The organism is Pseudomonas sp. NPDC089743, from assembly GCF_044748785.1.
Lineage (GTDB): Bacteria > Pseudomonadota > Gammaproteobacteria > Pseudomonadales > Pseudomonadaceae > Aquipseudomonas > Aquipseudomonas putida_X.
The window spans coordinates 319,749-341,171 of sequence record NZ_JBIVGS010000002.1 but is presented as its reverse complement, the minus strand read 5'-3'; the positions used below and the strand labels follow the sequence as shown (position 1 = coordinate 341,171).

The 21,423-nt window shown below is 62.7% G+C and carries 23 protein-coding genes; 8 read left to right on the top strand and 15 right to left on the bottom strand.

Annotated elements, in window-relative coordinates:
- Positions 1–20 precede the first annotated feature (20 nt).
- The 9 genes from ACIPZC_RS05020 to ACIPZC_RS04980 form a co-directional block, all read right to left on the bottom strand.
- Positions 21–890, bottom strand: a complete 870-nt coding sequence (locus tag ACIPZC_RS05020; RefSeq protein ID WP_400625255.1) for a metal ABC transporter substrate-binding protein — start codon at positions 888–890, stop codon at positions 21–23.
- The gene (locus tag ACIPZC_RS05015) at positions 887–1,786 is read right to left on the bottom strand and encodes a metal ABC transporter permease (protein WP_241806412.1); all 900 of its coding nucleotides are present in this window, start codon (positions 1,784–1,786) and stop codon (positions 887–889) included. Before ACIPZC_RS05015 ends, ACIPZC_RS05020 begins: the two co-directional genes overlap by 4 nt.
- Entirely contained in the window at positions 1,786–2,532 is a 747-nt protein-coding gene (locus ACIPZC_RS05010) for a metal ABC transporter ATP-binding protein (protein WP_400625253.1), read from the bottom strand. Before ACIPZC_RS05010 ends, ACIPZC_RS05015 begins: the two co-directional genes overlap by 1 nt.
- The gene (locus ACIPZC_RS05005) at positions 2,529–3,431 is read right to left on the bottom strand and encodes a metal ABC transporter substrate-binding protein (protein WP_400625251.1); all 903 of its coding nucleotides are present in this window, start codon (positions 3,429–3,431) and stop codon (positions 2,529–2,531) included. Before ACIPZC_RS05005 ends, ACIPZC_RS05010 begins: the two co-directional genes overlap by 4 nt.
- 17 nt (positions 3,432–3,448) lie before the next feature.
- The gene (locus ACIPZC_RS05000; RefSeq protein ID WP_267823936.1) at positions 3,449–4,018 is read right to left on the bottom strand and encodes a DUF6162 family protein; all 570 of its coding nucleotides are present in this window, start codon (positions 4,016–4,018) and stop codon (positions 3,449–3,451) included.
- A gap of 11 nt (positions 4,019–4,029) precedes the next feature.
- Positions 4,030–4,350 carry a hypothetical protein gene (locus ACIPZC_RS04995; protein WP_241806409.1) on the bottom strand — a complete coding sequence of 107 codons (321 nt, stop codon included), beginning with the start codon at positions 4,348–4,350 and terminating at the stop codon, positions 4,030–4,032.
- On the bottom strand, positions 4,347–4,886 hold the full coding sequence (locus ACIPZC_RS04990; RefSeq protein ID WP_241806408.1) for a thiamine pyrophosphate-binding protein: 540 nt from the start codon (positions 4,884–4,886) through the stop codon (positions 4,347–4,349). Before ACIPZC_RS04990 ends, ACIPZC_RS04995 begins: the two co-directional genes overlap by 4 nt.
- Positions 4,883–6,082, bottom strand: a complete 1,200-nt coding sequence (locus ACIPZC_RS04985) for a PepSY domain-containing protein (protein ID WP_267822985.1) — start codon at positions 6,080–6,082, stop codon at positions 4,883–4,885. Before ACIPZC_RS04985 ends, ACIPZC_RS04990 begins: the two co-directional genes overlap by 4 nt.
- Positions 6,083–6,251: 169 nt before the next feature.
- Positions 6,252–7,586: a lysine N(6)-hydroxylase/L-ornithine N(5)-oxygenase family protein gene (locus ACIPZC_RS04980; RefSeq protein ID WP_241806406.1), complete on the bottom strand. Its 1,335-nt coding sequence runs from the start codon at positions 7,584–7,586 to the stop codon at positions 6,252–6,254.
- Between the two features lie 198 nt (positions 7,587–7,784).
- Here ACIPZC_RS04980 and ACIPZC_RS04975 point away from each other — a divergent pair, with 198 nt between their 5' ends.
- Positions 7,785–8,216, top strand: a complete 432-nt coding sequence (locus ACIPZC_RS04975; RefSeq protein ID WP_400625248.1) for a hypothetical protein — start codon at positions 7,785–7,787, stop codon at positions 8,214–8,216.
- Positions 8,217–8,276: 60 nt separating this feature from the next.
- Here the strand turns inward: ACIPZC_RS04975 and pbpG are convergent, their stop codons facing one another.
- The gene (gene pbpG / locus ACIPZC_RS04970) at positions 8,277–9,203 is read right to left on the bottom strand and encodes a D-alanyl-D-alanine endopeptidase (RefSeq protein WP_400625246.1); all 927 of its coding nucleotides are present in this window, start codon (positions 9,201–9,203) and stop codon (positions 8,277–8,279) included.
- A 241-nt stretch (positions 9,204–9,444) separates the two neighbouring features.
- The gene (locus ACIPZC_RS04965) at positions 9,445–9,627 is read right to left on the bottom strand and encodes a hypothetical protein (RefSeq protein ID WP_012313987.1); all 183 of its coding nucleotides are present in this window, start codon (positions 9,625–9,627) and stop codon (positions 9,445–9,447) included.
- A gap of 228 nt (positions 9,628–9,855) precedes the next feature.
- Between ACIPZC_RS04965 and ACIPZC_RS04960 the strand changes: the two genes are divergently transcribed.
- Positions 9,856–10,677, top strand: a complete 822-nt coding sequence (locus tag ACIPZC_RS04960) for a shikimate 5-dehydrogenase (protein WP_400625244.1) — start codon at positions 9,856–9,858, stop codon at positions 10,675–10,677.
- Positions 10,678–10,735: 58 nt separating this feature from the next.
- Here ACIPZC_RS04960 and ACIPZC_RS04955 read toward each other — a convergent pair whose 3' ends face one another.
- From ACIPZC_RS04955 to ACIPZC_RS04945, 3 genes are all read right to left on the bottom strand, one after another.
- On the bottom strand, positions 10,736–10,978 hold the full coding sequence (locus tag ACIPZC_RS04955) for a hypothetical protein (protein WP_267823002.1): 243 nt from the start codon (positions 10,976–10,978) through the stop codon (positions 10,736–10,738).
- 109 nt (positions 10,979–11,087) lie between these two features.
- Positions 11,088–11,615: a lactoylglutathione lyase gene (gloA, locus tag ACIPZC_RS04950; RefSeq protein ID WP_241806401.1), complete on the bottom strand. Its 528-nt coding sequence runs from the start codon at positions 11,613–11,615 to the stop codon at positions 11,088–11,090.
- Between the two features lie 224 nt (positions 11,616–11,839).
- The gene (locus ACIPZC_RS04945; protein WP_241806400.1) at positions 11,840–12,202 is read right to left on the bottom strand and encodes a histone-like nucleoid-structuring protein, MvaT/MvaU family; all 363 of its coding nucleotides are present in this window, start codon (positions 12,200–12,202) and stop codon (positions 11,840–11,842) included.
- A gap of 355 nt (positions 12,203–12,557) precedes the next feature.
- Here ACIPZC_RS04945 and ACIPZC_RS04940 point away from each other — a divergent pair, with 355 nt between their 5' ends.
- On the top strand, positions 12,558–13,847 hold the full coding sequence (locus ACIPZC_RS04940) for an OprD family porin (protein WP_400625241.1): 1,290 nt from the start codon (positions 12,558–12,560) through the stop codon (positions 13,845–13,847).
- Positions 13,848–13,912: 65 nt separating this feature from the next.
- Positions 13,913–14,668 (top strand): precorrin-6A synthase (deacetylating), encoded by a 756-nt coding sequence (cobF, locus tag ACIPZC_RS04935; RefSeq protein ID WP_400625239.1) that lies wholly within the window; start codon positions 13,913–13,915, stop codon positions 14,666–14,668.
- Positions 14,669–14,710: 42 nt separating this feature from the next.
- On the opposite strand, the gene ACIPZC_RS04930 is transcribed toward cobF, so the two are convergent.
- On the bottom strand, positions 14,711–15,073 hold the full coding sequence (locus tag ACIPZC_RS04930; RefSeq protein ID WP_400625237.1) for a response regulator: 363 nt from the start codon (positions 15,071–15,073) through the stop codon (positions 14,711–14,713).
- A 250-nt stretch (positions 15,074–15,323) separates the two neighbouring features.
- Between ACIPZC_RS04930 and ACIPZC_RS04925 the strand changes: the two genes are divergently transcribed.
- Genes ACIPZC_RS04925 through ACIPZC_RS04910 form a run of 4 tightly spaced genes read left to right on the top strand, consistent with a single transcriptional unit; the run spans position 15,324 to position 21,401 of the window.
- The gene (locus ACIPZC_RS04925; RefSeq protein ID WP_400625235.1) at positions 15,324–18,791 is read left to right on the top strand and encodes a response regulator; all 3,468 of its coding nucleotides are present in this window, start codon (positions 15,324–15,326) and stop codon (positions 18,789–18,791) included.
- Positions 18,788–19,609 (top strand): protein-glutamate O-methyltransferase CheR, encoded by an 822-nt coding sequence (locus ACIPZC_RS04920; protein WP_241806396.1) that lies wholly within the window; start codon positions 18,788–18,790, stop codon positions 19,607–19,609. The genes ACIPZC_RS04925 and ACIPZC_RS04920 overlap by 4 nt, the downstream gene beginning before the upstream one ends.
- On the top strand, positions 19,606–20,181 hold the full coding sequence (locus tag ACIPZC_RS04915) for a chemotaxis protein CheB (protein WP_400625233.1): 576 nt from the start codon (positions 19,606–19,608) through the stop codon (positions 20,179–20,181). Before ACIPZC_RS04920 ends, ACIPZC_RS04915 begins: the two co-directional genes overlap by 4 nt.
- Positions 20,175–21,401, top strand: coding sequence for an ATP-binding protein (locus ACIPZC_RS04910; RefSeq protein WP_400625231.1), 1,227 nt, complete (start codon positions 20,175–20,177; stop codon positions 21,399–21,401). Before ACIPZC_RS04915 ends, ACIPZC_RS04910 begins: the two co-directional genes overlap by 7 nt.
- Positions 21,402–21,423 lie beyond the last annotated feature (22 nt).

Here is a 21,423-nt window from a genome sequence, read left to right as displayed (position 1 = left end):
GGGCCATGGCGCAGGCTGTATCACCCTTTGCTCAGCGCTCCGACCACCTGATCGATGCTGGTCTTGAGCCCGCTCACGGCGTCTTGCGGGTCACTTTCGACCACCAGCAGGGTGGCCCCCGAGGCCTTGATCACCTCGGCCACTGCCGCATCCGGCTGCCGATGATCGAGCACCAGTGCCACGTCCTGGTCCTTGAGGTTCTCGCCCAGTGCCTTGAGCGTGGCTTCATCCCACTTGCCGTCGGCCGGCAGTGGCTGTTCCACCACATCCAGGTTCATACCGCTGGCCAGATAGCCCAATCGCTCGGACAGGCTGACCACGCTGAGGTTGTCGAGCTCGGCAAGCTTGGTCTGGCTGCTGGCGGTCAATTCCAGCAACTGGCGCTTGAGCGCTGCCAGGTTGCCCTGGATCTTCGCTTTGTCGGCGGGCGCCAGGCGCTCCAGGTCGTTGGCCAGCACATCGGCCATGCGCCCCAGGTTGGTCGGGTTCAGCCAGGGGTAGGCGTCGTAGGCGTCGTCGCCAGTGACCGCGATGCCCGGCAGGGCGCCGTCCACCGGCCGCGCAGCATCGATTTCGACGATGCGGATATTGCTCCGCCGGGCCATTGGATACAGCGGGTCGTCGCGCCAGATCGAGCGCACGCCGATCACCGCATCGGCCTGTTGCGCGGCTTTGGCAAGGCTGGCGCCACCACGGCTGCTGAAGTACGAGGGCTGCCGGCTGGCTGGCAGGTTGGCCGGCGCGGCGCGCTTGAGCTGCACGGCAGTGCCGTCGAGCAAGGCAGCAGCCAGGCTATGGGTCACCGGCAGGGTGGTCAGCACCTCGGTGGCGAGGGCGAGCGAGGGCAGGCCGGTGAGGGCCAGCGCCAGGGTGAGCGGTTTCAGGTTCATGCCGGGTTTCCTTGCAGGCGTGGGACGAGGGCGCGGGCCAGGGCCGCGAGGGCGAAGCAGATGCCGGCAACCAGAATGATCGCGGCACCCGATGGTACCGGCAGGTCGAAGACGATCGGCAACAGGATGCCCAGCAGGGTGCTCAGGGTGGCGATCAGTACCGAGATGAAGAAAAAGCCTTTGAGCGACTGGCTGACCAGGCGCGCGGCAGCGGCGGGGATCACCAGCAGGGCACCGACCAGGATCGCCCCGATCACCTTCACCGACGCCACCGTTACCAGCGTCACCAGCACCACGAACAGGTAGTCCAGGGTCTTCACGGCCACCCCGCGTACGGCGGCCAGCTGTGGGTTGAAGCTGGCCAGCATGATGCGGTTGTACAGTGGCAGGGCCAGCGCCAGCACCAGGGCAGCGACGACGCCCAGCACCACCAGGTCCTGCGCGCTGACCGTCAGCACCGAGCCGAACAGCACGTTTTCGAGGATGTGCACGTTGATCTTGCCGGCCAGCATCAGCAGCAGGCTTGCCCCCAGTGCCAGCGACACCGAAAGGAACACGCCGATCAGCGTGTCCGGCGACAGCCCGGTGCGGTTGCGCAGGAAGTTGAGCAGGATGCCGAACAGCAGGCAGTAGCCGAACAGGCTGCCGTAAGGCCCGGTGTAGGGTTCGCCGAGCAGGATGCCGATGGCCACCCCGGTCAGGGCCGCATGCCCGACGGCTTCGGAGAAGAAGGCAAAGCGCTTGACCACCACCAGGGTGCCCAGGCCGCCCAGTACCGGGCCGATCATCAGGCCGGCGAGCAGTGCGTTGATCACGAAACCGTAGGCCAGTGCCTCGGGCAGGTAGCCAGCGCCGGCCCATTCCTGGACCAGTTGGCGGAATGCTTCATAGCTCATCAGGTGCGGCTCTCGCTGCGCGGGTGGACGGAGAACAGGCTCAGCAGGCGTTCCGGGGTGAGGGCTTGAGCAGGTGGCGCGTCGAACAGCACCTGGCGGCTCAGCCCGGTGACCCGGTCGGCCAGGCGCAGCACCGCTTGCAGGTCGTGTTCGATCCACAGCACGGTGGTGCCGGCCTGGCGCCAGCTCTGCAGCAACTGCTCGAACACCTGGATGCCGGCTTCATCGAGCGCTGACATGGGTTCGTCGAGCACCAGCAACTGGGGCTCGGGGATCAGGCCCTGGGCCAGCAGCACGCGCTGGCGTTCGCCACCCGACAAGGCGCCCATGCGCCGCTTGCGTTTGTCGAGCATGCCGACCTGCGCCAGCGCTGTGTCGATGGCCGGTTGCACGCGGCGCGAAAGGCCGAGAAAGGCCGGGCGGCGCTGGCACATCGCGGCCATGAAGTCGTCCACGGTCATCGGCAGGCCGCGGTCGAACTCCAGCGCCTGGGGTACGTACCCGATCACCTGCCGCTCGCCCGGCCAGTGCAGGGTCAGTTGGCCCTGGTGGGGCATCTGCCCGAGCAGTGTCTTGATCAGCGAGCTTTTACCACCGCCGTTGGGCCCGACAATGGCATGCACGCTGCCAGCGGCGACGCTGAACTCGACCTGCTCAAGGATGCGCGTGCGCCCGAGCGTCAGGTCGATGCCTGCAAACTCGATGCCCGGCCCGCCACGCGCCATCAGGTTGGCGGCCGCAGTCATGCGCGGTTCTCCTCGATGGCGCGGACCACGGTGTCGAGGTTGCGCTTCATTTCCACTTCGTACTTGTCCTTGGTGTATTCGCCATAGGAAATGTGCGTCAGCGGATACAGGCGCACCCCGGACTCACGCTGGATGGTCTCGACATAAGCCGATGGGAAGTCCATCTCCGAGAAGATCACCTTGACGTCCAGCGCCTTGAGCTGGTCGATGGTTTTCTTCAGCTGTGCCGGGCTCGGCTCGATGCCGTGGGCTGGCTCGACCACTGCCGTGACCTCCAGGCCGAAGTCGCGCACCAGGTAGTCGTAGGCGGCATGGATGGTGGCCACACGGAAGTTGGCGCCAGGCGCCTCGGTGATCTTGGCCAGCGCTTCGGCGCGCAAACCGCGCAGGCGTTTGGCGTAGGCGCGGGCGTTCTGGGTGTAGAACCTGGCGTTGTCCGGGTCGAGCTTGCCCAGTTCACGGGCGATGTTGTTGACCTGGGCAATGGTGGTGCTGATGGAGAGGAAGGTGTGTGGGTTGACCACTTTGCCGGCACCGCGGGCGGCGATGCCGGTGGCCGCCAGCAGCGGCACGTTCTGGTTGGCTTCGATGGTCTTGATGTCGGGCTTTTCACTGGCGGCGATCATGCGGTCGGCGAAATCGTCATGGCCGACGCCGTTGAGCACCACCACGTCCAGCGTGCCGATCCGCTTGATGTCCTCGGCACGCGGCTCGTAGGCATGTGGGTTGAAGCCTGCGGGAATCAGCGGTACCACTTCGGCCTTGTCGCCGACGATATTGCTCACATAGCTGTAGTACGGGTGCAGGGTAATGCCAATGCGCAGCGGCTTGCCGGCGTCGGCCAGGGCCAGGGCCGGTAACGCGAGGGCCAGGAACAGGGTGAGGGCGGAGCGCAACATGGGGGAATTCCTTGGGTTCAGTGACGGTGTTCGCGGGTGACCCCGGCGTCGTAATGGCTGACCACTTGCTGCCAGCCCGCGGCGGTCAGGGTTGCCTGGCCAAGGTCTTGCGGCACCACGGTGGCGCTGTCGCGGTGCAGCCAGACGTCAGGCTGGCCGCTGTGCTCGTGCGCCACGATCAGCAAAAAACTGCCGGCGACCTCTGGGGCCTGGCTGCGACCGAGGTAGGCACCAGCCTCCAGCCACTGCCATTGGTGGCTGCCACGGCTCTGGCTGCCGGCATCCACCACGAAGGGTGGCAAGCCTTCCTCGGCCAACGACGCCACACTGGGTTGGGCGGCGGTTTCTTCGCGCAGCAACTGGATCTCGTCGTAGGCCACGCGAAGGTCGGTGTAGATGCCTTGCTCGGCGGGCGTCAGGTCGCGGCGTGCGTCGATCTGGTGGCTGGCGATGGCCTGCTCGTCTTCGCGTTCACCGCGCAGCAGCACCACGCCGGCCGCGACGATGACGATCAGCAGGCTGACCAGCAGCACGTAGAGGGTTTCGTGCCCGGCGCCGGCGGGGCGCACCACGTGGGTGCGGCTCATGGTTGGGCCGCTCATGGTTGCGCGATGTCGGCGTGGTCGACTTCCACCACGTGGCCGGGGCCGGCATCGAACAGCACGTAGAACTCGCCGTCGGGGCGCTTGAAGGTCAGCGTCGAGTCATCGCCGAGCTTGCCGCCGACCAGTACTTGCTCGTCGTAGCCGATCACGTCCAGGGTCACGCCCGGCGCGCCGCTGCCGTCCGAGAAGCCACCGGTGCACTTGACCTGGCCGCCATCGACCTCTTCGCATTCGCACATCGGGTTGTGTGCCAGGGCCGGGCCGGCGGCCAGCACCAGCAGGGGCAGGGCGAGCCTGCGGATCATGCGCTTCATTTCTTGCCTCCTTGTTTTTCGAGCCAGGCCACGGTGGCTGGCGAAGCCTTGCTCAGCGGTACCGATGCCTGGTGCATGCTGCCGTCCCAGCCTTCGACGGTGATCCAGATCTGCGCGTCTGGCTTGGTGCGCTCAGGGATCGGCAGGTTGGTCACCATGCGGTAGGGCGCGCCGAAGAAGATGCTGCCGGCGGCGCGCAGGCTGCGAGGTTTGCCAACGCGCAGGTACACGGCTTTGACGTCGTCGATGCAGGCTTTGCAAAGGGCGGCGTTGAAGCTCTTGAAGTAGCCCGCCGGGCCGTCGGCGCGGGGGGCTTCGCTGCGCAGCTCGGCCAAGTCCAGCGTGTAGGGGCCGACCTGGATATCGCTGACCTGGTTCACGCCCAGCCCGGCATCACCGCGAAACAGCTTGGCGTCGGCGAAATACTTGGGCATGAAGCCCAGCGGGATGAGGATCAGCAGAATGTTCAAGTGAAAGCGCCACTTCAGCCACCATTGCTTGAATGGGCGGGTGGGCAGGGCCTGGGCCTGGCTCATGGGCGGATCTCCACAGGGGTGTCGCTGGCGGTGGCGCGGGGCCGGGGCGCACGCTCGCTGCGCTTGAGGGCGGCGGCGGTTGCCTGGGCGGTACGCTTGGTCCAGATCAGCAGGCCGCTGAATACCATCAGGGTCAGCAGCAGGCCGAAGAAGAACCAGATCAGCTTGACCGGCAGGCCGCCGAAGTCGCCGGTGTGCAGTGGGCGCATGGATTCGGTGACGAACTCCAGGGCGGAGCGGTCGCTGATCAGGAACTGGCTGTCGACCTTGCGTGTGTAGGGGTTGACGTTGGCAGTCTGGAACATCAGCGGGTACCAGCCCGGGCCATTGAGGGTGATATGGCTGTAGGCCGTGGCGGGCAGCGAGATGGCGTTGATTTCCAGGCCAGGGATGGCCAGGCCGGCGATGCGCGCCGCTTCGTCCAGGTCGATCCGCGGGGCAGGGCTGCCATCGGCGGTTTGCGGTACATCTTCCCGGGCGATCACGGGGGTGATCGGTTGGCTGGAGATGGTGATGTGGTTGTCGAACAGGATCGCCTGGATCAGGAACCAGGTGCCGGTGATGGCAATGACCGCGATGAACCAGATCGACCAGACCCCGGCCAGGCGATGCAGGTCGCCCCAGAAGATGCGCGAGCCATGGCCGGTGCGCACGGGCTTGAAGAAGCCTCTCCAGAATTTCTTGTACACCACCAGGCCAGTCACCAGCGAAGCGAGCATCGGCAGGCCCAGCAGCGAAACCAGGTACCAGCCCCAGCTGAAACCATTGGTGAAGGGCACCAGCCACCAGCCGTGCAGGGCACGGGTGAACGCTTCGAAGTTGAAGTCAGGGACCTTGCCCTGGATGGCCCCGGTGTAGGGGTTGACGTACAGCGTCGGGCTGCTGCCGTCGGGCAGGGTCACCCCGGCGTTCAGGGCGAAGTGCGAACCGTCTGGCTGCCTCAGTGTGCGCACCACCATATCCGGTTCGGCCTTGTGCAGGGCGTCCAGCACCTGCTGGAAGCTCAGGCGTTCGGCGCTGTCGTCAGGCTTGCTGGCGCGCACATCGGGGTTGGCCAGCCAGACGATTTCCTGGCTGACCACGGCAAGCATGCCGGTGAAGCAGACGATCAGCACGAAGAACCAGATCGGTAGGGCGAGCCAGCTGTGGACCAGGAACCACAGCTTGGACTTGGATTTTTTGCTTGATTTGGCCATGGGTCGGTCTTCTGAAAATGAGGGTCGAGCATAAGCCCAACCACAAGGGCTGCATCTATAAAGACGAATGAGAATGGAAATCCTGCCTATTTAAATGCAAGCAAATGTTTCAGAAAAGCAAAAGCCGACAGGGCGCGGGGCGCCGTGTCGGCTTGCGGGCCTTGAAGGATCAGGCGCTGGTGAGGGCGACCGACGGTTGCGCTCTGTCATGTCGGCGCGCGAGGTCCTGGTACAGCGCCTGGCCGATTTCGGCGGCGCGCGACGGCAGTACCGACAGCAGGGTGTCGCTCAGGCCATGGCTGCCCTCGCAGAAACCTTGCAGGTACACCGAAGCTTCAAGGTCCGGGCTGGACAGTACCCGGTAGTTGCGATCGACGTTGAAGTCCTCGAGGTAACCGGCCAGCGGCGCCAGCAGGTCGCGATGCGAGCGGCGCTCGTAACCGGTTGCCAGAATGACCGCATCGTAACGGTGGGTCTGATGCTGGTCGGTGGCCAGGTCACGCAGGGTGAGTTCGATGCCGTGGCGGGTGGCGACAACCGCTTCCACCTGGCGGCGGCACAGCACGTTGTGGCGCACCTTGTGCGAAACCTTCTGGCGGTAGAGGATGCCGTAGATGCGCTCGATCAGGTCCAGATCGACCACGGAGTAGTTGGTGTTGTGGTATTCACCCAGCAGCTTGGCACGCTGCTCGGCCGGCTCGTTGTACACAAGGTCGGTGTAGTCGGGCGAGAAGATCTCGTTGACGAATGGGCTGTCGTCTGCGGGCTTGAGCGCCGAACCGCGCAGGATCATGTCGACCTTGACCGACGGATAGCTGTCGTTGAGGTCGATGAAGGCTTCGGCGGCGCTCTGGCCAGAGCCGATTACCGCGATGCGCATGGGTTTGCCTTCGGCGCAGGGCAACTTGTTCAGGCTGCTCAGGTACTGGGAGTGGTGGAAGACCCGCGGGTCGTCCTTGAAGGCGCCGAATTTTTCCGGGATTTTCGGCGTGCCGCCGGTGCCCACCACGACCGAACGGGTACGGCGGCTGTATTCACGCCCCTGCGCATCTTGCGAAACCAGGCGCAAATGCTCGACCCGGCCAGCCTTCACCTCTGGCTCAATGCGCAGCACGTGCTCGCCATAGACGGCTTGAGTGGCGAAATGTTCGGCGGCCCAGCGCAGGTAGTCGTTGTACTCCAGGCGGCAGGGGTAGAAGGTGCCCAGGTTGATGAAGTCGGCCAGGCGCTGCTTCTGGTGCAAGTAGTTGACGAAACTGTAGGGGCTGGTGGGGTTGCGCAGCGACACCAGGTCCTTGAGGAAGGATATCTGCAACTCGCTCTGGGTCGCCAGCGTTTCACCATGCCAGCGGTATTGCTCCTGCTTGTCGATGAACAGCGCGTCGAGGGCACGGCCCTGGGTCTGGGCGAGTTCCTCCAGGGCGATGGCCAAGGCCAGGTTGGAAGGGCCAAAGCCCACGCCGATCAGATCCTTGATGGTTTCTGGGTTTGAAGACTGGCTCATGGCTGCGATCCCATAATGGTCGAATGTGTGCGCCCGCCGGGGCTCCGGCGCCTGCGTGAGTACATTGGTTGGAACGAGCCATGCACCGGGGAATTTACTGAACGCATCGTCCACGGCCTGCTGGCAGGCTAAAGAACTGCGCTGCGCGGCCGATAGGCAGGTCAACGCAAGGACCTATTTCAAGGCAGGGACCGGAACATGACAGGTATCGCGGCAATCACCCTCAACAACGTCTCGGCGCAGGCCACCGGCAGCACTGAAGCGGTAAAAAGCGAAGACGCACAGAAAAGTGCAGCGCCCGCCGCGTCGGCAGAAACGCCCAAGGCTCAGGGTGGCGGCGGTGCGCAAGGTGCGCAGCAAAGCGATGAGAGCTCGGAGCCTGCGCACATCAAGCAATTGCGCGAGATGATCAAGCAGCTGCAAAAGCAGTTGGCCGAAGAGCAGAAGCAACTGGCCAGCCTGATGGCGAAGAACATGGAAGAGACGGCCAAAACCGCTGCCGTGAGTGCCAGGCAGTCGAGCATTGCGACGATCACCGGCCAGATCATGACGGCCACGGCGCAACTGCTCGAAGCGTTGCAGCAGACCGGTGGCAGCACGGCGGGTACGGTCGTCAACACTCAGGCCTGAGTGCAGGCAAGCCGGCCCGCCTGCGGACAGCGCCGCAAACGGGCCAGCCGAGCTGAACCCTTACTCTGAAGCCAGCCGGCTCTTGTTCTGGCGGTCCGACTTGTACTGCATCGCGACGGCCGGTGCGGGTTTGGCGGTGCCGGTCTCAAGCCACTGGCGCATGCGGCTGGCATCGGCAAAGTGGGTGTACTTGCCGAAGGCATCGAGGATCACCATGGCCACCGGGCGGTTGTCCATGCGCGTGAGCAGCACCAGGCAATGCCCGGCCTCATTGGTGAAGCCAGTCTTGGTCAGCGTGATGTCCCAGTTGCTCTTGTTGACCAGGTGGTCGGTGTTGCGAAAGCCCAGTGTGTAGTTGGGCTTGCGGAAGGCCACGGTTTTTTCGCGGGTGGTCGACAGCTCGCTGAGCATCGGGTATTTGCGTGACGCCATCAGCAGTTTGGCCAGGTCGCGGGCGCTGGAGACGTTGTGCGTCGACAGGCCGGTTGGCTCGACATAGCGGGTGTGGGCCATGCCCAGGCTGCGGGCTTTGGCGTTCATGGCCTTGATGAAAGCCGGGTAGCCCCCTGGGTAGTGGTTGGCCAGGGACGTGGCGGCGCGGTTTTCCGACGACATCAGGGTGATGAGCAGGGTTTCGCGGCGGTTGAGCTGGCTGCCCAGACGCACGCGCGAGTACACGCCTTTCATGTCCGGGTTGTTGGCGATGGTCATGGTGAGCATCTCATCCATGGGCAGCTTGGCGTCCAGCACCACCATCGCGGTCATCAGTTTGGTCACCGAGGCAATCGGTACCACTCGGTCGGCGTGGCTCGAATACAATTCTTTGTTGGTATTGAGGTCGATCAGCAGGGCGCTGCCGGAAGCCAGATGCAGCTTTGAGGGGTCGCGTTGAATCTGGGCTGGGGGTTGTGCAGCAGCGGTCGACGGTAGGGTCGCGGTACCTGTGAGCAACAGCAGCAGGCTGAGGATGGACAGGGATGTTTTCACGTTCAGGCTCACTAAAAGTTGGTATGTCGTTGGCTGTGCAAGGGTTTTCCCCCAAAAACCGCTGCATTGTGGAGTATGGCTCAAGTGCTGTCGAATACTCGTCCAGCCACTTGGCCGAAATGAAAAAACCTTCATGCTGTAACGGTTATGCTCCATCCGTTCGTCGGTTTCACGCCGGCAAAAAAAGACCCGCCGAAGGCGGGCCAGAACAGGGCAGGGAGCAACGCACAACACATTCGTTTCAAGCGAGCAGGCAGTCGTCCTTGAGTCGATCGGCAAGGGCCTGGGCGGATGCACGGGTTGCCAACGGTCCGCTGACCGCTTCACCGTTGCGCACCAGGTACCAGCATGCCAGCAGCCCCTGCTCACGCAGAGTCGAGGGGACGGCACTGCCGACGACGGACATGATCTGAATAGTGGCCATAGGGACCTCCTGTAAACATGCCGCTACCTTACGCAGTGGCCAGCGAGGTTTGAAATCGACTCGCTCAATAGTGTTCATCAGCTTTATCAACTGTTCTCGACGCTGCCGTACTATCGCCCGTAGCACTGTCAGCTGAGCGCAGGGAAACGGTAAAGGTTGTGTAAGGACGATAAACGGGCAGGTCTGTTACGCTGAACAAACGTTTCAGCTACGAGCAAGGAGCGATTGATGACGTCAACTCCCAGCAGAGACACCGTGCTGTGCATTTCCCTGGCGGGCCGGCCAGGCCATTTTGGCGTTCGCTTTCATAACCACCTGTACCGGCAACTGGGTCTGGATTATTACTACAAGGCGATGAGCACCCATGACTTGCCGGCCGCTGTGGCAGGTATCCGCGCGCTGGGCATCCGCGGCTGTGGGGTTTCCATGCCGTACAAGGAGGCCTGCATGGCCTTGGTCGATGAGGTTGACCCGTCGGCGGCAGCCATCGAGTCGGTGAACACGGTGGTCAACACGGCAGGTCATCTCAAAGCGTACAACACCGACTACCTGGCAGTGCGGCAGTTGCTCGAACAGCATCGTGTCGACCCGTCCACAGCCTTTGCCCTGCGCGGCAGTGGTGGCATGGCCAAGGCGGTGGCCAGTGCGCTGCGCGATGCGGGGTTCAAAGAGGGCATCATCGTCGCCCGCAATGAGCAGGCGGGGCGGCAGCTGGCTGATGTATGTGGCTACCGTTGGGTCGCCGAGCTAGGTGACCGGTGCCCGCCGATGCTGGTGAATGTGACGCCGATCGGCATGGCAGGCGGGCAAGAGGCCCACCAGTTGGCGTTCAGCGAGAACGCCATCGCCGCCGCGCAGCGGGTCTTCGATGTGGTGGCGATGCCGGCGCAGACGCCCTTGATCCAGCACGCCCAGGCCCTGGGCAAGCCGGTGATCACTGGTTTGGAAGTGATCGCGTTGCAGGCCCTGGAGCAATTCGTGCTGTATACCGGCGTGCGGCCTACACGGGAGCAGGTCGAGGCTGCAGTGGCCTACGCCCGGGGCGCCTAGCGCCGCTTTTGCGGCCTCCTCGCGGGCATAGCCGTGAGGAGGCCATCCATACCCACATTCAGAACGCCTTGTGGCCCTTGTCCAACTGCTGGTCCACCAGGGCCCGGCCATGGGCCAGCGACACATGCTGAGCATTCTCAAGGTCTGAGAAGAATTTCATCGGCATGGACAGGCGCTTGCTGGTGTGGCCTTGCGGATCGGTGATCAGGCAGCCCGCAGAGTAGGGCAGAGGGGAGTCGGGATGAGGCATCACACTGGCGGTGATGGTGTGGTCGCGGTATTCACAGTGAAGAGATTGCATCGTCCTTACCTCGCTGTGGCTAGTGAAGCTGTTACCTTCATATACCACAGCGAGGGGCCGGGAGTTCCCGGCCTGACGAGCGCGCGCCGACGAGGATCAGCGGCTTGGATCAGCCCTTGAGTTCAGAGGGCTGAATCACCTCGACCCAGTAGCCGTCCGGGTCCTTGACGAAGGCCAGGTGGTTCATGCGGCCGTCTTCCAGGCGTTTCTGGAACGGCACGTTCAGCGCTTCGAAGCGGGCGCAGGCCGTGCGAACGTCCGGTACCGAAATGCAGATATGGCCGAAGCCACGTGGGTCGGTGTTGCCGTTGTGATAGGCGAACGCCGGATCGTTTTCAGTACCGTGGTTGTGGGTCAGTTCGAGCACGCCGGGGATCGACTTCATCCACTGATGGCGCTCGGCGTCGTCGGCCGGAATCTGCGCTGGGTCGACCAGGGCCAGGAAATACAGGCTGAAAGCCGCTTCCGGGAAGTCGCGTTTGTCGACCAGGCGGAAGCCCAGGACACGGGTGTAGAAGTCCAGCGACTTCTCGATGTCCTTGACCCGCAGCATGGTGTGGTTGAAGACGAATTGAGCAGTGGCGTTGTCGGGCTGTGCGGTGACGCCAGGCAGGTTTTGCAGATCGTGCAGGCTCATGGGTACTCCAGGAACGGGGCTGGCAGCGGGGCCAGCGGAACAGACAGGAGAGCCATGATACGGCAGTGAACCGATTGCGCAAATGAAAGCGCCCTGCACGAGTGCAGGGCGCTGGAATTAGAGGCCCGCGTGTGCGGGCGCGTGATGGGGTCGCTAGTCCTTTAGCTGTCTCGATATTGAGCCTGCCCTTGTGAAAAAAGTGTGAAGCACGCGTTGACGTTTCATCAGCGCAGCCAACTTTCCACCGTGCCGGCCCCGTACTGTTCTTTCCACGCCTTCAACCCGCGGTGGTTACCACCTTTGGTTTCGATCAGCTCGCCGGTGTGCGGGTTTTCATACACTTTCACCACGCGCGGGCGGCGTTGTTGCTTTGGCGCACTGGGTGCGGCGCCCCGGGTGACGGCCTTGGGATCGAGGATGGCGATGATGTCGCGCAGACTTTTGTCATAGCTTTTCATCAGGCCGACTAGTTTCTGCTCGAATTCGATTTCACGTTTTAGGCCGGCATCCTTTTTCAGCGCCTCCAGTTGAGCCATCTGTTCCTGGAGCGCTTTTTCGGCAGCACGAAACTCTGCAAGTCTGGACACTGTAATCACTCCTGTACGGCATCTGTGGCAGGGCGTGACGAACATTGAAGAGAAATAACGCCGGCCACGCGGTGGGTTTTAACTGTTCGCTGATAACGAGTGTAGACACTTGTGGCAATTGGGTAAACCGCAAACTTTTCCAATTAACCAGGGAACTTTACAAGTGTTTCGTGCGGTAATTGCGATGTGCGACAGGCTGCCAGTGCAGCGTTTCTAGACCATGGTCCAATGGTGCGGGCCAGCGCCTTCACGCAATCATTTGCCATGATGGTCGGGCATTGTTCGGCCGGGTCTTGTCTGCGCCGCGCGCCTTCGCCGTGCATTGATTTCTGCCTTTCTCTGGATGTTCCCTCGCATGTTTGCCCCTTTTTCTCCCGCCCCTGGGCGCCGAGTTGCCGGCCTGTTGCTGATGTGTGCCGGTGCGCACGCCCAGGCCGCCGGATTTGTTGAAGACACCCGTGTCAAGGTCGAAGCCCGCACCGTTTATTTCAACCGGGATTTTCGTGACGGCCACAGTACTTCCAGCCAGGGCGCGTCCAAGCGGGAAGAGTCGGCGCAAGGCTTCATGCTCAATGTGCAGTCGGGTTATACCGAAGGGCCGGTAGGCGTCGGTGTGGATGCAGTGGGCATGTTGGGTATCAAGCTCGATTCCAGCCCGGCGGACAGTAACAGCGGTTTGTTGCCTTCTTCGGGTCATCACCCAAGGCACGCGGCTGACCAATACGCGAAGCTCGGCCTGGCCGCCAAGGTCAAGGTGTCCGCTACCGTGCTCAAATACGGTTCGCTGATGCCCGATGTTCCCCTGTTGAAATACAACGATGGCCGCCTGTTGCCGACGATGTTCCACGGCGCCATGCTCACTTCCGAAGCAGTGCGCGACATGAAGTTCACGCTGGCCCGCCTGAACAAGTACACCGCCCGCGATTCAACCGACCGCCAGGACATTCGCGTGCATTGCAAAAACAAGCGCTATGCCTGTGATATCGAAGCCGACCACTTCGACCTGGCAGGGCTGGATTACCGCTTCAATGAGCGGGTCAGTGCTCACTACCAAGTAGCCAAGCTGGAAAACATCTACCGCCAGCACTTCCTTGGCCTGGTCGCCAGCCAGCCGCTTACGGTGGGCAGCCTGTCGGCCGACCTGCGCCTGATCAAGAGCGATGACATCGGGAATGCCCGGGCAGGCCAGATCGATCACCGCGCCTTCAGCGGGATGCTCGGGTACAACCTGGGCGGCCACAAGGTCAGTGCGGGCTGGCAGCGCATGTATGGCGAAAACGCCATGCCGTACCTCGATGGTAGCAACCCGTACTTGGTCAACTATGCACAGGTCAACGACTTCGCCGCCGCGCAGGAGCGCTCATGGCAGTTGCGTTACGACTATGACTTCAAGGCCCTGGGTGTGCCGGGGCTGACGTTTTTCACCCGTTACATCAATGGCGACCACATCAAGGTCCCGGGCAGTAATGTCCAGGGCAAAGAGTGGGAGCGCGACACCGAGCTCAAGTACCAGGTACAGAGCGGTACTTTCAAAGACGTCAGCGTGCGCCTGCGCAATTCCACTTACCGCAGCAACTACGAAAAGTGGGCGCGTGACATGGACGAAACACGGGTCATCGTCAGCTATAGCTTCTCGATCTTTTGAGTGCACTTTGCCAAACACTCGCTACCGGCCGACAATGGCTGCTGGTGCATGTTCAGGGCTAAGCCATGAAAGACCTGTTGTTGATTGGTATCGGCCCGGGCGACCCACGCCAGGTGACCTTCGAGGCCGTCGAGGCGTTGGGTCGCGCTACCGTCTTCTTCGTGCTCGACAAGGGTTCGGACAAAGACGAACTGGTTAACCTGCGCAAGACCATCGTCGATCGTTACAAGCCGCAGGGCGGCTACCGCTGGGTACAGGTAGCGGACCCACAGCGGGATGCTCAAGCGCACGATTATGTGAGTGCGGTCCAGGACTGGCACCACCAGCGCGCAGCCTTGTACGCCCGGCTGATAACCGATGAAATGCGCAGTGAGGATGTCGGCGCCTTTTTGCTATGGGGCGAGCCGGGCTTGTATGACAGCACCCTGCGCGTTCTGCAGTTGGTTCGCGAACGTGGGGTGGCATTGCGCCTGCAGGTTATCCCGGGCATCAGCAGTGTGCAGGCGCTGGCGGCGCGCCATCAGATTGCGCTCAACCGTATAGGCGAACCCGTGGTGGTTTTACCGGGGCGGCGCCTGGCGCGACAGGGGCAGATCGACAATGTGGTGGTGATGCTCGACGGGCAATGCGCTTTTACCCACATCGACGACCCCGGGCTGGTGATCTATTGGGGGGCTTACCTGGGTACGCAGGACGAAGTGCTGATCGCCGGGCCTTTGCAGGCAGTGAAAGCGCAGATTCTGCAGGTGCGCGAAGAGGCGAGGGCGCGCAAGGGGTGGATCATGGACACGTATTTGTTACGGCGCGAGGCATGGGCTTGAGGCGGCCTCTTCACGGTAAACCGCGAAGAGGCGCTACCGAGGTCAACGCTGACCCAAAATTGCGGACACTTTATCGCGCAACTGATCGATGCTGAACGGCTTGCCAATCATGTGCATGCCCTCGGGAACATCGAGGCTTTCGGCGTAGCCGCTGGCAAACAGCACAGGCAGGGTGGGCCGCAGAGCACGGGCCCTTGCTGCCAGTTCTTCACCGCGCATGTCCGGCAGGCCGACATCGGTCATCAGCAGGGCCAGCGACTGGTCTGGGTTTTCAAGGATCGCCAGCGCGGCGTGGGCGCAACTCGCCTCGAGGGTTTCGAAGCCCAGTTCGGAGCCCAGTTCGTCGAGCACATCGACCATCAACATACGGACGATGTCGTCATCTTCGACTACCAAGAGGTGCATTTTGTGATCCTGTACCAGAAGAATGTCTTTATTCTGGGCGCCGGCCAGCGTCAGAAGTTCCATGAGGATACCGATCGTTACGATTGGATGGAACGATTGCTGAAGGTAACCTTCAAATACTGGCTAAATGCCCTGCCACGGCCAGCAAAGCTGGTTAGACTCGCTATAAACCGGTGAGCGCGGCGGCATACTAAGAACAGGCTTTATCCGCCACACCGTTCAATGGACTTTTTCGCTCGGGCGTCTTCAAATGATTCAAGCAGCCTCGATGGACCAGCAAAGCTTCCGCAAGCTGTTGAGCCGCAACATCGGCCTGCCCCTTGGGGTGGGCCTGCTCGGTGCCGTAGCTTTCGTTGCGGTCATCAACTACCTGTTGTCGGCCATGCAGTGGGTCGAGCATACCGATCGGGTGATCGGCAATGCCAATGAAGCGATCAAGTTGTCGATCGACATGGAAACCGGCATGCGCGGGTTTCTCATCACCGGTGACGAGCGCTTCCTGGACCCCTACGAGGTTGCCAAACCCAAGATCAAGGGCAGCCTCACCAGCCTGCGCGGCATGGTCGCGGACAACCCTCAGCAGGTCGACCGCATCGACCGCCTGATCGCCCTGCAGGACGCCTGGAATGACTTCGGTGGCGAGATGATCGCCCAGCGCCGCGATGGCGGAGATTATCGCCAGTCGGTCGTCAACGGCCGCGGCAAACGCATCACCGACGAGATCCGCAAGGAATTCGATGACCTGGTCGACACTGAGCAGCAGCTGCGCATGGCCCGCAACGAGAAGGTCAGCAACGTTACGGTGACCGCCATCTCGGCGTTCGTGCTGTTGATCGTTGGCCTGAGCGCCTTGCTGGCCTACCTGGGCCGCCGCGACCTGATGGCGCTGTCTACCAGCTACGATGACAACCTCAAGGCTCAGCAGCGCTCGGCCGAGCGCCTGGAACAGCAGGCCTGGTTGCGCAACGGTCAGACCCAGCTGGCCGAACAGGTGCTGGGGCAGCTGACCCTGCCGATGCTTGGCGAAAACATCCTGCGCTTCTTCGCCAGCTACCTGGGTAGCGTGGTCGGCGCGCTGTACGTACGTGACGGCCACGGCCGCCTGGTGCGCGTGGCCAGCTATGGCCTGGACGCTGAGGAGCAGGGCCGCGAACAGGTGCTGGCGGCCCACGATGGCCTGTTGTCGCAGGCAGTACGCGAAGGCCGCCTGCTGCGCCTGGATGACCTGCCCGAAGACTACTACCGTCTCAGCTCCGGCCTGGGTAGCGGCTTGCCGCGCAGTGCCTTGCTGATGCCGGCCGTCGACGATGGCCAGATCAACGGCGTGATCGAGCTGGGCTTCCTGCGGCCGTTGCAGGAGCGTGACGACGAGCTGATGGAGCGTGTGGCTGGCAACCTCGGCATGTCCATCGAAAGCGCCCGCTACCGCCAGCGTCTTCAGGAAGTGCTGGCCGAGACTCAGCAGCTCAACGAAGAGCTGCAGGTGCAGCAGGAAGAACTCAAGACTGCGAACGAGGAGCTGGAAGAGCAGTCCCGCGTGCTCAAGGAGTCCCAGGCTCACCTTGAGACCCAGCAGGCCGAGCTCGAGCAGACCAACGAGCAACTGTCCGAGCGCACCGATGCCCTGGATCGCAAGAACGACGAGCTGCTTCAGGCCCAGCAAGAACTGCAGGCCCGCGCCGACGACCTGCAGCGTTCGAGCAAGTACAAGTCCGAGTTCCTCGCCAACATGTCCCACGAGCTGCGCACGCCGCTCAACAGCTCGCTGATCCTGGCCAAGCTGCTGGCGGAGAACGGCGAGGGCAACCTCAGCGCAGAGCAGGTCAAGTTCGCCGAGTCCATCTATTCGGCCGGCAATGACCTGCTCAACCTGATCAACGACATTCTCGACATCGCCAAAGTCGAGGCAGGCAAGCTTGAAGTGCGCCCCGAGACCACTCAGCTGGAGCGCCTGGTCGAAGGCCTGCGCGGCATGTTCCTGCCGCTGGCCGAGCACAAGGGCCTGGCTTTCCAGGTCAAGGTCGAGCCCCCTGTGCCGGCGACACTGTTCACCGACCGCCAGCGCCTGGAGCAGATACTCAAGAACCTGCTGTCCAATGCCGTCAAATTCACCGACCACGGCCAGGTCAGCCTGACCATCAGCCATCAGGCAGGCGCGGGCATCGTGTTTGCCGTACGCGACTCGGGCATCGGTATCGCCCCCGACCAGCAGCAGGCGATCTTCGGCGCCTTCCACCAGGTGGATGGCAGCAGCAACCGCCGCTATGGCGGCACCGGGCTGGGCCTGTCGATCTCCCGCGACCTGGCACATTTGCTCGGTGGGCAGATCAGCGTCGACAGCAGCCCTGGCCAGGGCAGTGTGTTCAGCCTGACGATGCCCGAACGCTACGAAGCCGAGGCCGAGGAAATCGAGGCCCACAGCCTGCGACCGGCAGTCGACACCTTGCCGCCGGCGCCCCAGGTCGCCACGGCAGCGTTGCCGAAACTGCCTGCACCGACCTTCGCCGATGACCGCGAGCACGCCCCGTTCGGCAACCGCTGCATCCTGGTGATCGAGGACGAGCCGAACTTCGCCCGTATCCTCTTCGACCTGGCGCACGAACTGGGCTACAGCTGCCTGGTGGCCCAGGCCGCCGACGAGGGCTTCGCACTGGCCGCCCAGTACATTCCCGATGCGATCCTGCTGGACATGCGCCTGCCCGACCACTCCGGCCTCACCGTGTTGCAGCGCCTCAAAGAGTTGGCTGGCACCCGCCATATCCCGGTGCACATCATCTCCGTGGAAGACCGCGTCGAGGCGGCCATGCACATGGGGGCGGTGGGCTACGCGGTCAAGCCGACCAGCCGCGAAGAGCTCAAGGAAGTGTTCGCGCGCCTGGAAGCCAAGCTCACGCAGAAGCTCAAGCACATCCTGCTGGTGGAGGATGACGACCTGCAGCGCGAGAGCATCGCCCGCCTGATCGGCGACGACGATGTCGAGATCACCGCCGTCGCCCTGGCACAGGACGCCCTGGCGTTGCTGCGCGAGAACATCTACGACTGTATGATCATCGACCTCAAGCTGCCCGATATGCTCGGCAACGAGCTGCTCAAGCGCATGACTGCAGAAGATATCCGGTCATTCCCACCGGTGATCGTCTATACCGGGCGCAACCTCACCCGTGAGGAAGAGGCCGAACTGCTCAAGTATTCGCGTTCGATCATCATCAAGGGCGCACGCTCGCCAGAGCGTCTGCTCGACGAAGTGACGTTGTTCCTGCACAAAGTCGAATCGCAGCTGTCCCATGAGCGCCAGCGCATGCTCAAGACCGCGCGCAGCCGTGACAAGGTCTTCGAAGGGCGCAAGGTGCTGCTGGTGGACGACGATGTGCGTAATATCTTCGCCCTCACCAGTGCCCTGGAGCACAAGGGCGCCATCGTCGAGATCGGCCGCAACGGGCGTGAGGCCATCGAGCGGCTGGAGCAGCATGATGACATCGACCTGGTGCTGATGGATGTGATGATGCCGGAAATGGATGGCTTCGAGGCTACCCGCCTGATCCGCCAGCAGCCGCGCTGGCGCAAGTTGCCGATCATCGCCGTGACCGCCAAGGCGATGAAGGATGACCAGCAGCGCTGCCTGCAGGCCGGCGCCAATGATTACCTGGCCAAACCGATCGACCTGGACCGCCTGTTCTCGTTGATCCGTGTGTGGCTGCCGCAACTGGAGCGAATTTGATTAGCGAGCGCAACACCGACATCGAGATCAGGCTGCTGATCGAGGCGATCTACCTCAAGTACAGCTACGATTTTCGCAACTACTCCGGCGCGTCGATCAAGCGCCGGATACTCCATGCCCTGCGCCAGTTCGATTGCGCTACGGTGTCGTCCCTGCAGGAACGGGTGCTGCACGACCCGGGCATGTTCATGCAGTTGCTGCAGTTCCTGACGATCCCGGTCAGCGAGATGTTCCGCGACCCGAGCCACTTTCTTGCCCTGCGCAACGAGGTGGTGCCGCTGTTGCGCACCTGGCCGTCGATCAAGATCTGGATCGCGGGCTGCAGCACCGGCGAAGAGGTGTATTCGATGGCCATCCTTTTGCGCGAGGAAGGCCTGCTGGAGCGCACCATCCTGTATGCCACCGATATCAACCCGCGCTCCCTGGACAGGGCCAAGCAGGGCATCTACTCGATGCAGAGCATGCGCGAGTATGAAGAAAACTACCGCCTGGCCGGCGGACGGCGCGACTTTGCCGAGTACTACACCAGCGCCTATGGCAACGCCATCATGGACAGCAGCCTGCGCGACAACGTGACCTTCGCCGACCACAGCCTGGCCACCGACAGCGTGTTCTCCGAAACCCAGCTGGTGTCGTGCCGCAACGTGCTGATCTACTTCAACAAAGAGCTGCAGGACCGCGCCCTGGGGCTGTTCCATGAGTCCTTGTGCCACCGTGGCTTTCTGGTGCTGGGCAGCAAGGAATCGGTGGATTTTTCCGCTTATAGCGACCGTTTCGAGCCGCTGGTCAAGCCCGAACGGATCTACCGCAAATCATGAACGGCATAAGCGCGGTGGTGATCGGGGCTTCGGCGGGCGGCGTGCAGGCGCTGTTTCAGGTGCTCGGCGGCTTGCCCCCGGCATTCGCGACGCCGGTGCTGTGTGTGCTGCACCTGCCCGATGACCGTCATAGCCATCTCGCCGACGTGCTGCAGCGGCGCCTGCACAGGCCGGTGCACGAGGCGCGGGACAAAGAGGTCATCGCCCCTGGCCAGATCTACGTGGCGACGCCCGGTTATCACTTGTCGGTCGAGCAGGATCTGAGCCTGTCGCTGAGCCAGGAGGAGCCGGTGCATTTCTCGCGCCCGGCCATCGACTTCCTGTTCATCTCGGCAGCCGATGCCTATGGCGCGGGCCTGCTGGGTGTATTGCTCACCGGCGCCAACGAGGACGGCGCCAAAGGCCTTGCCTACATCAAGAACAGCGGCGGCCGGACCGTGGTCCAGGACCCCCGCGACGCCCAGGTAGCGCTGATGCCGGAGGCCGCTTTGGCGCTCCACCAGCCCGACCTGATTCTTTCTTTGAGCGGTATCGGGCAATTGCTCGCCAACCTGGAATCCAGTGCATGCTAAGCCACATCACCGCCAAACTGCTGATCGTCGATGATCTGCCGGAAAACCTCCTGGCCCTCGACGCCCTGATTCAGGGCCAAGACCGCGAGGTGCACAAGGCCCAATCTGCGGAAGCCGCATTGTCGTTGTTGCTGGAGCACGAATTCGCCCTGGCCATTCTCGACGTGCAGATGCCGGGCATGAATGGCTTTGAACTGGCCGAACTGATGCGCGGCACGGAAAAGACCCGCAATATCCCGATCGTCTTCGTCACCGCTGCCGGGCGCGAGATGAACTACGCCTTCAAGGGCTACGAAAGCGGCGCGGTAGACTTCCTCTATAAGCCGCTCGATACCCTGGCGGTGAAAAACAAGGTCACGGTGTTCGTCGACCTTTATCGCCAGCGCAAGGGGCTCGACAGCCAGTTGCAGGCGCTTGAGCGCAGCCGCCAGGAGCAGGAGCTGCTGCTCACGCAGTTGCAGGTGGCGCGCAGTGAGCTGGAGCATGCCGTGCGCATGCGCGACGACTTCATGTCGATCGTGGCCCACGAGGTGCGTACACCGCTCAACGGCCTTATCCTCGAGACCCAGCTGCGCAAGATGCACTTGGCCCGCGGCAGCCTCGAGGCGTTCAGCCCTGACAAGCTGCAAGCCATGGTCGAGCGCGACGAACGGCAGATCAATAGCCTGATCCGCCTGATCGAAGACATGCTCGATGTGTCGCGCATCCGCACCGGCAAGCTGTCGCTACGGCCCAAGCTGTTCGACCTGGGCCAGCTGGTGCGTGGCCTGGTGGAAAACTTCACCGCACAGGCCAGCGCGCTGGGCACGCACATCGATCTGCAGCGCTGCGATGGCCTGCAGGGTGAGTGGGATGAATTCCGGATTGAACAAGTACTGGCCAACCTGTTGTCCAATGCGTTGCGTTATGGCGAACGCCAGCCGGTCGAGGTGCGGGTATTCGAGCAGGCGGGCATGGCCTGGGTGCAGGTGCAGGATCACGGCATCGGCATCAGTGGCGTGAACCAGCAACGGATTTTCCAGCAGTTCGAGCGCGTTGCCACTCAGCAGGCCAGTGCCGGGCTGGGGTTGGGGCTGTATATCTCGGAGCAGATCGTCAGCGCCCATGGCGGGCAGATCCAGGTGCAGAGCGAAGAAGGCAAGGGCGCCACGTTCACCCTGCAATTGCCGCTGACGCGGCAGACCGAACAAAACGATCAGGAGCGGGCAACCTCTGCCTGAGCCTGGGGTCAGATGGCCAACT

What these genes read in the sequence shown, in the direction of transcription:
- ACIPZC_RS04990 (WP_241806408.1), bottom strand. Translation starts at nt 4,886, where the DNA reads ATGAGCCAGGCCCAGGCCCTGCCCACCCGCCCATTCAAGCAATGGTGG.
- ACIPZC_RS04930 (WP_400625237.1), bottom strand. Translation starts at nt 15,073, where the DNA reads ATGCACCTCTTGGTAGTCGAAGATGACGACATCGTCCGTATGTTGATG.
- cobF (WP_400625239.1), top strand. Translation starts at nt 13,913, where the DNA reads ATGAAAGACCTGTTGTTGATTGGTATCGGCCCGGGCGACCCACGCCAG.
- ACIPZC_RS05015 (WP_241806412.1), bottom strand. Translation starts at nt 1,786, where the DNA reads ATGAGCTATGAAGCATTCCGCCAACTGGTCCAGGAATGGGCCGGCGCT.
- ACIPZC_RS04995 (WP_241806409.1), bottom strand. Translation starts at nt 4,350, where the DNA reads ATGAAGCGCATGATCCGCAGGCTCGCCCTGCCCCTGCTGGTGCTGGCC.
- ACIPZC_RS05020 (WP_400625255.1), bottom strand. Translation starts at nt 890, where the DNA reads ATGAACCTGAAACCGCTCACCCTGGCGCTGGCCCTCACCGGCCTGCCC.
- ACIPZC_RS04925 (WP_400625235.1), top strand. Translation starts at nt 15,324, where the DNA reads ATGATTCAAGCAGCCTCGATGGACCAGCAAAGCTTCCGCAAGCTGTTG.
- ACIPZC_RS04965 (WP_012313987.1), bottom strand. Translation starts at nt 9,627, where the DNA reads ATGGCCACTATTCAGATCATGTCCGTCGTCGGCAGTGCCGTCCCCTCG.
- ACIPZC_RS04915 (WP_400625233.1), top strand. Translation starts at nt 19,606, where the DNA reads ATGAACGGCATAAGCGCGGTGGTGATCGGGGCTTCGGCGGGCGGCGTG.
- ACIPZC_RS04940 (WP_400625241.1), top strand. Translation starts at nt 12,558, where the DNA reads ATGTTTGCCCCTTTTTCTCCCGCCCCTGGGCGCCGAGTTGCCGGCCTG.
- ACIPZC_RS04985 (WP_267822985.1), bottom strand. Translation starts at nt 6,082, where the DNA reads ATGGCCAAATCAAGCAAAAAATCCAAGTCCAAGCTGTGGTTCCTGGTC.
- ACIPZC_RS04955 (WP_267823002.1), bottom strand. Translation starts at nt 10,978, where the DNA reads ATGCAATCTCTTCACTGTGAATACCGCGACCACACCATCACCGCCAGT.
- ACIPZC_RS04910 (WP_400625231.1), top strand. Translation starts at nt 20,175, where the DNA reads ATGCTAAGCCACATCACCGCCAAACTGCTGATCGTCGATGATCTGCCG.
- ACIPZC_RS04980 (WP_241806406.1), bottom strand. Translation starts at nt 7,586, where the DNA reads ATGAGCCAGTCTTCAAACCCAGAAACCATCAAGGATCTGATCGGCGTG.
- ACIPZC_RS04975 (WP_400625248.1), top strand. Translation starts at nt 7,785, where the DNA reads ATGACAGGTATCGCGGCAATCACCCTCAACAACGTCTCGGCGCAGGCC.
- ACIPZC_RS05010 (WP_400625253.1), bottom strand. Translation starts at nt 2,532, where the DNA reads ATGACTGCGGCCGCCAACCTGATGGCGCGTGGCGGGCCGGGCATCGAG.
- gloA (WP_241806401.1), bottom strand. Translation starts at nt 11,615, where the DNA reads ATGAGCCTGCACGATCTGCAAAACCTGCCTGGCGTCACCGCACAGCCC.
- ACIPZC_RS05005 (WP_400625251.1), bottom strand. Translation starts at nt 3,431, where the DNA reads ATGTTGCGCTCCGCCCTCACCCTGTTCCTGGCCCTCGCGTTACCGGCC.
- ACIPZC_RS04960 (WP_400625244.1), top strand. Translation starts at nt 9,856, where the DNA reads ATGACGTCAACTCCCAGCAGAGACACCGTGCTGTGCATTTCCCTGGCG.
- ACIPZC_RS05000 (WP_267823936.1), bottom strand. Translation starts at nt 4,018, where the DNA reads ATGAGCCGCACCCACGTGGTGCGCCCCGCCGGCGCCGGGCACGAAACC.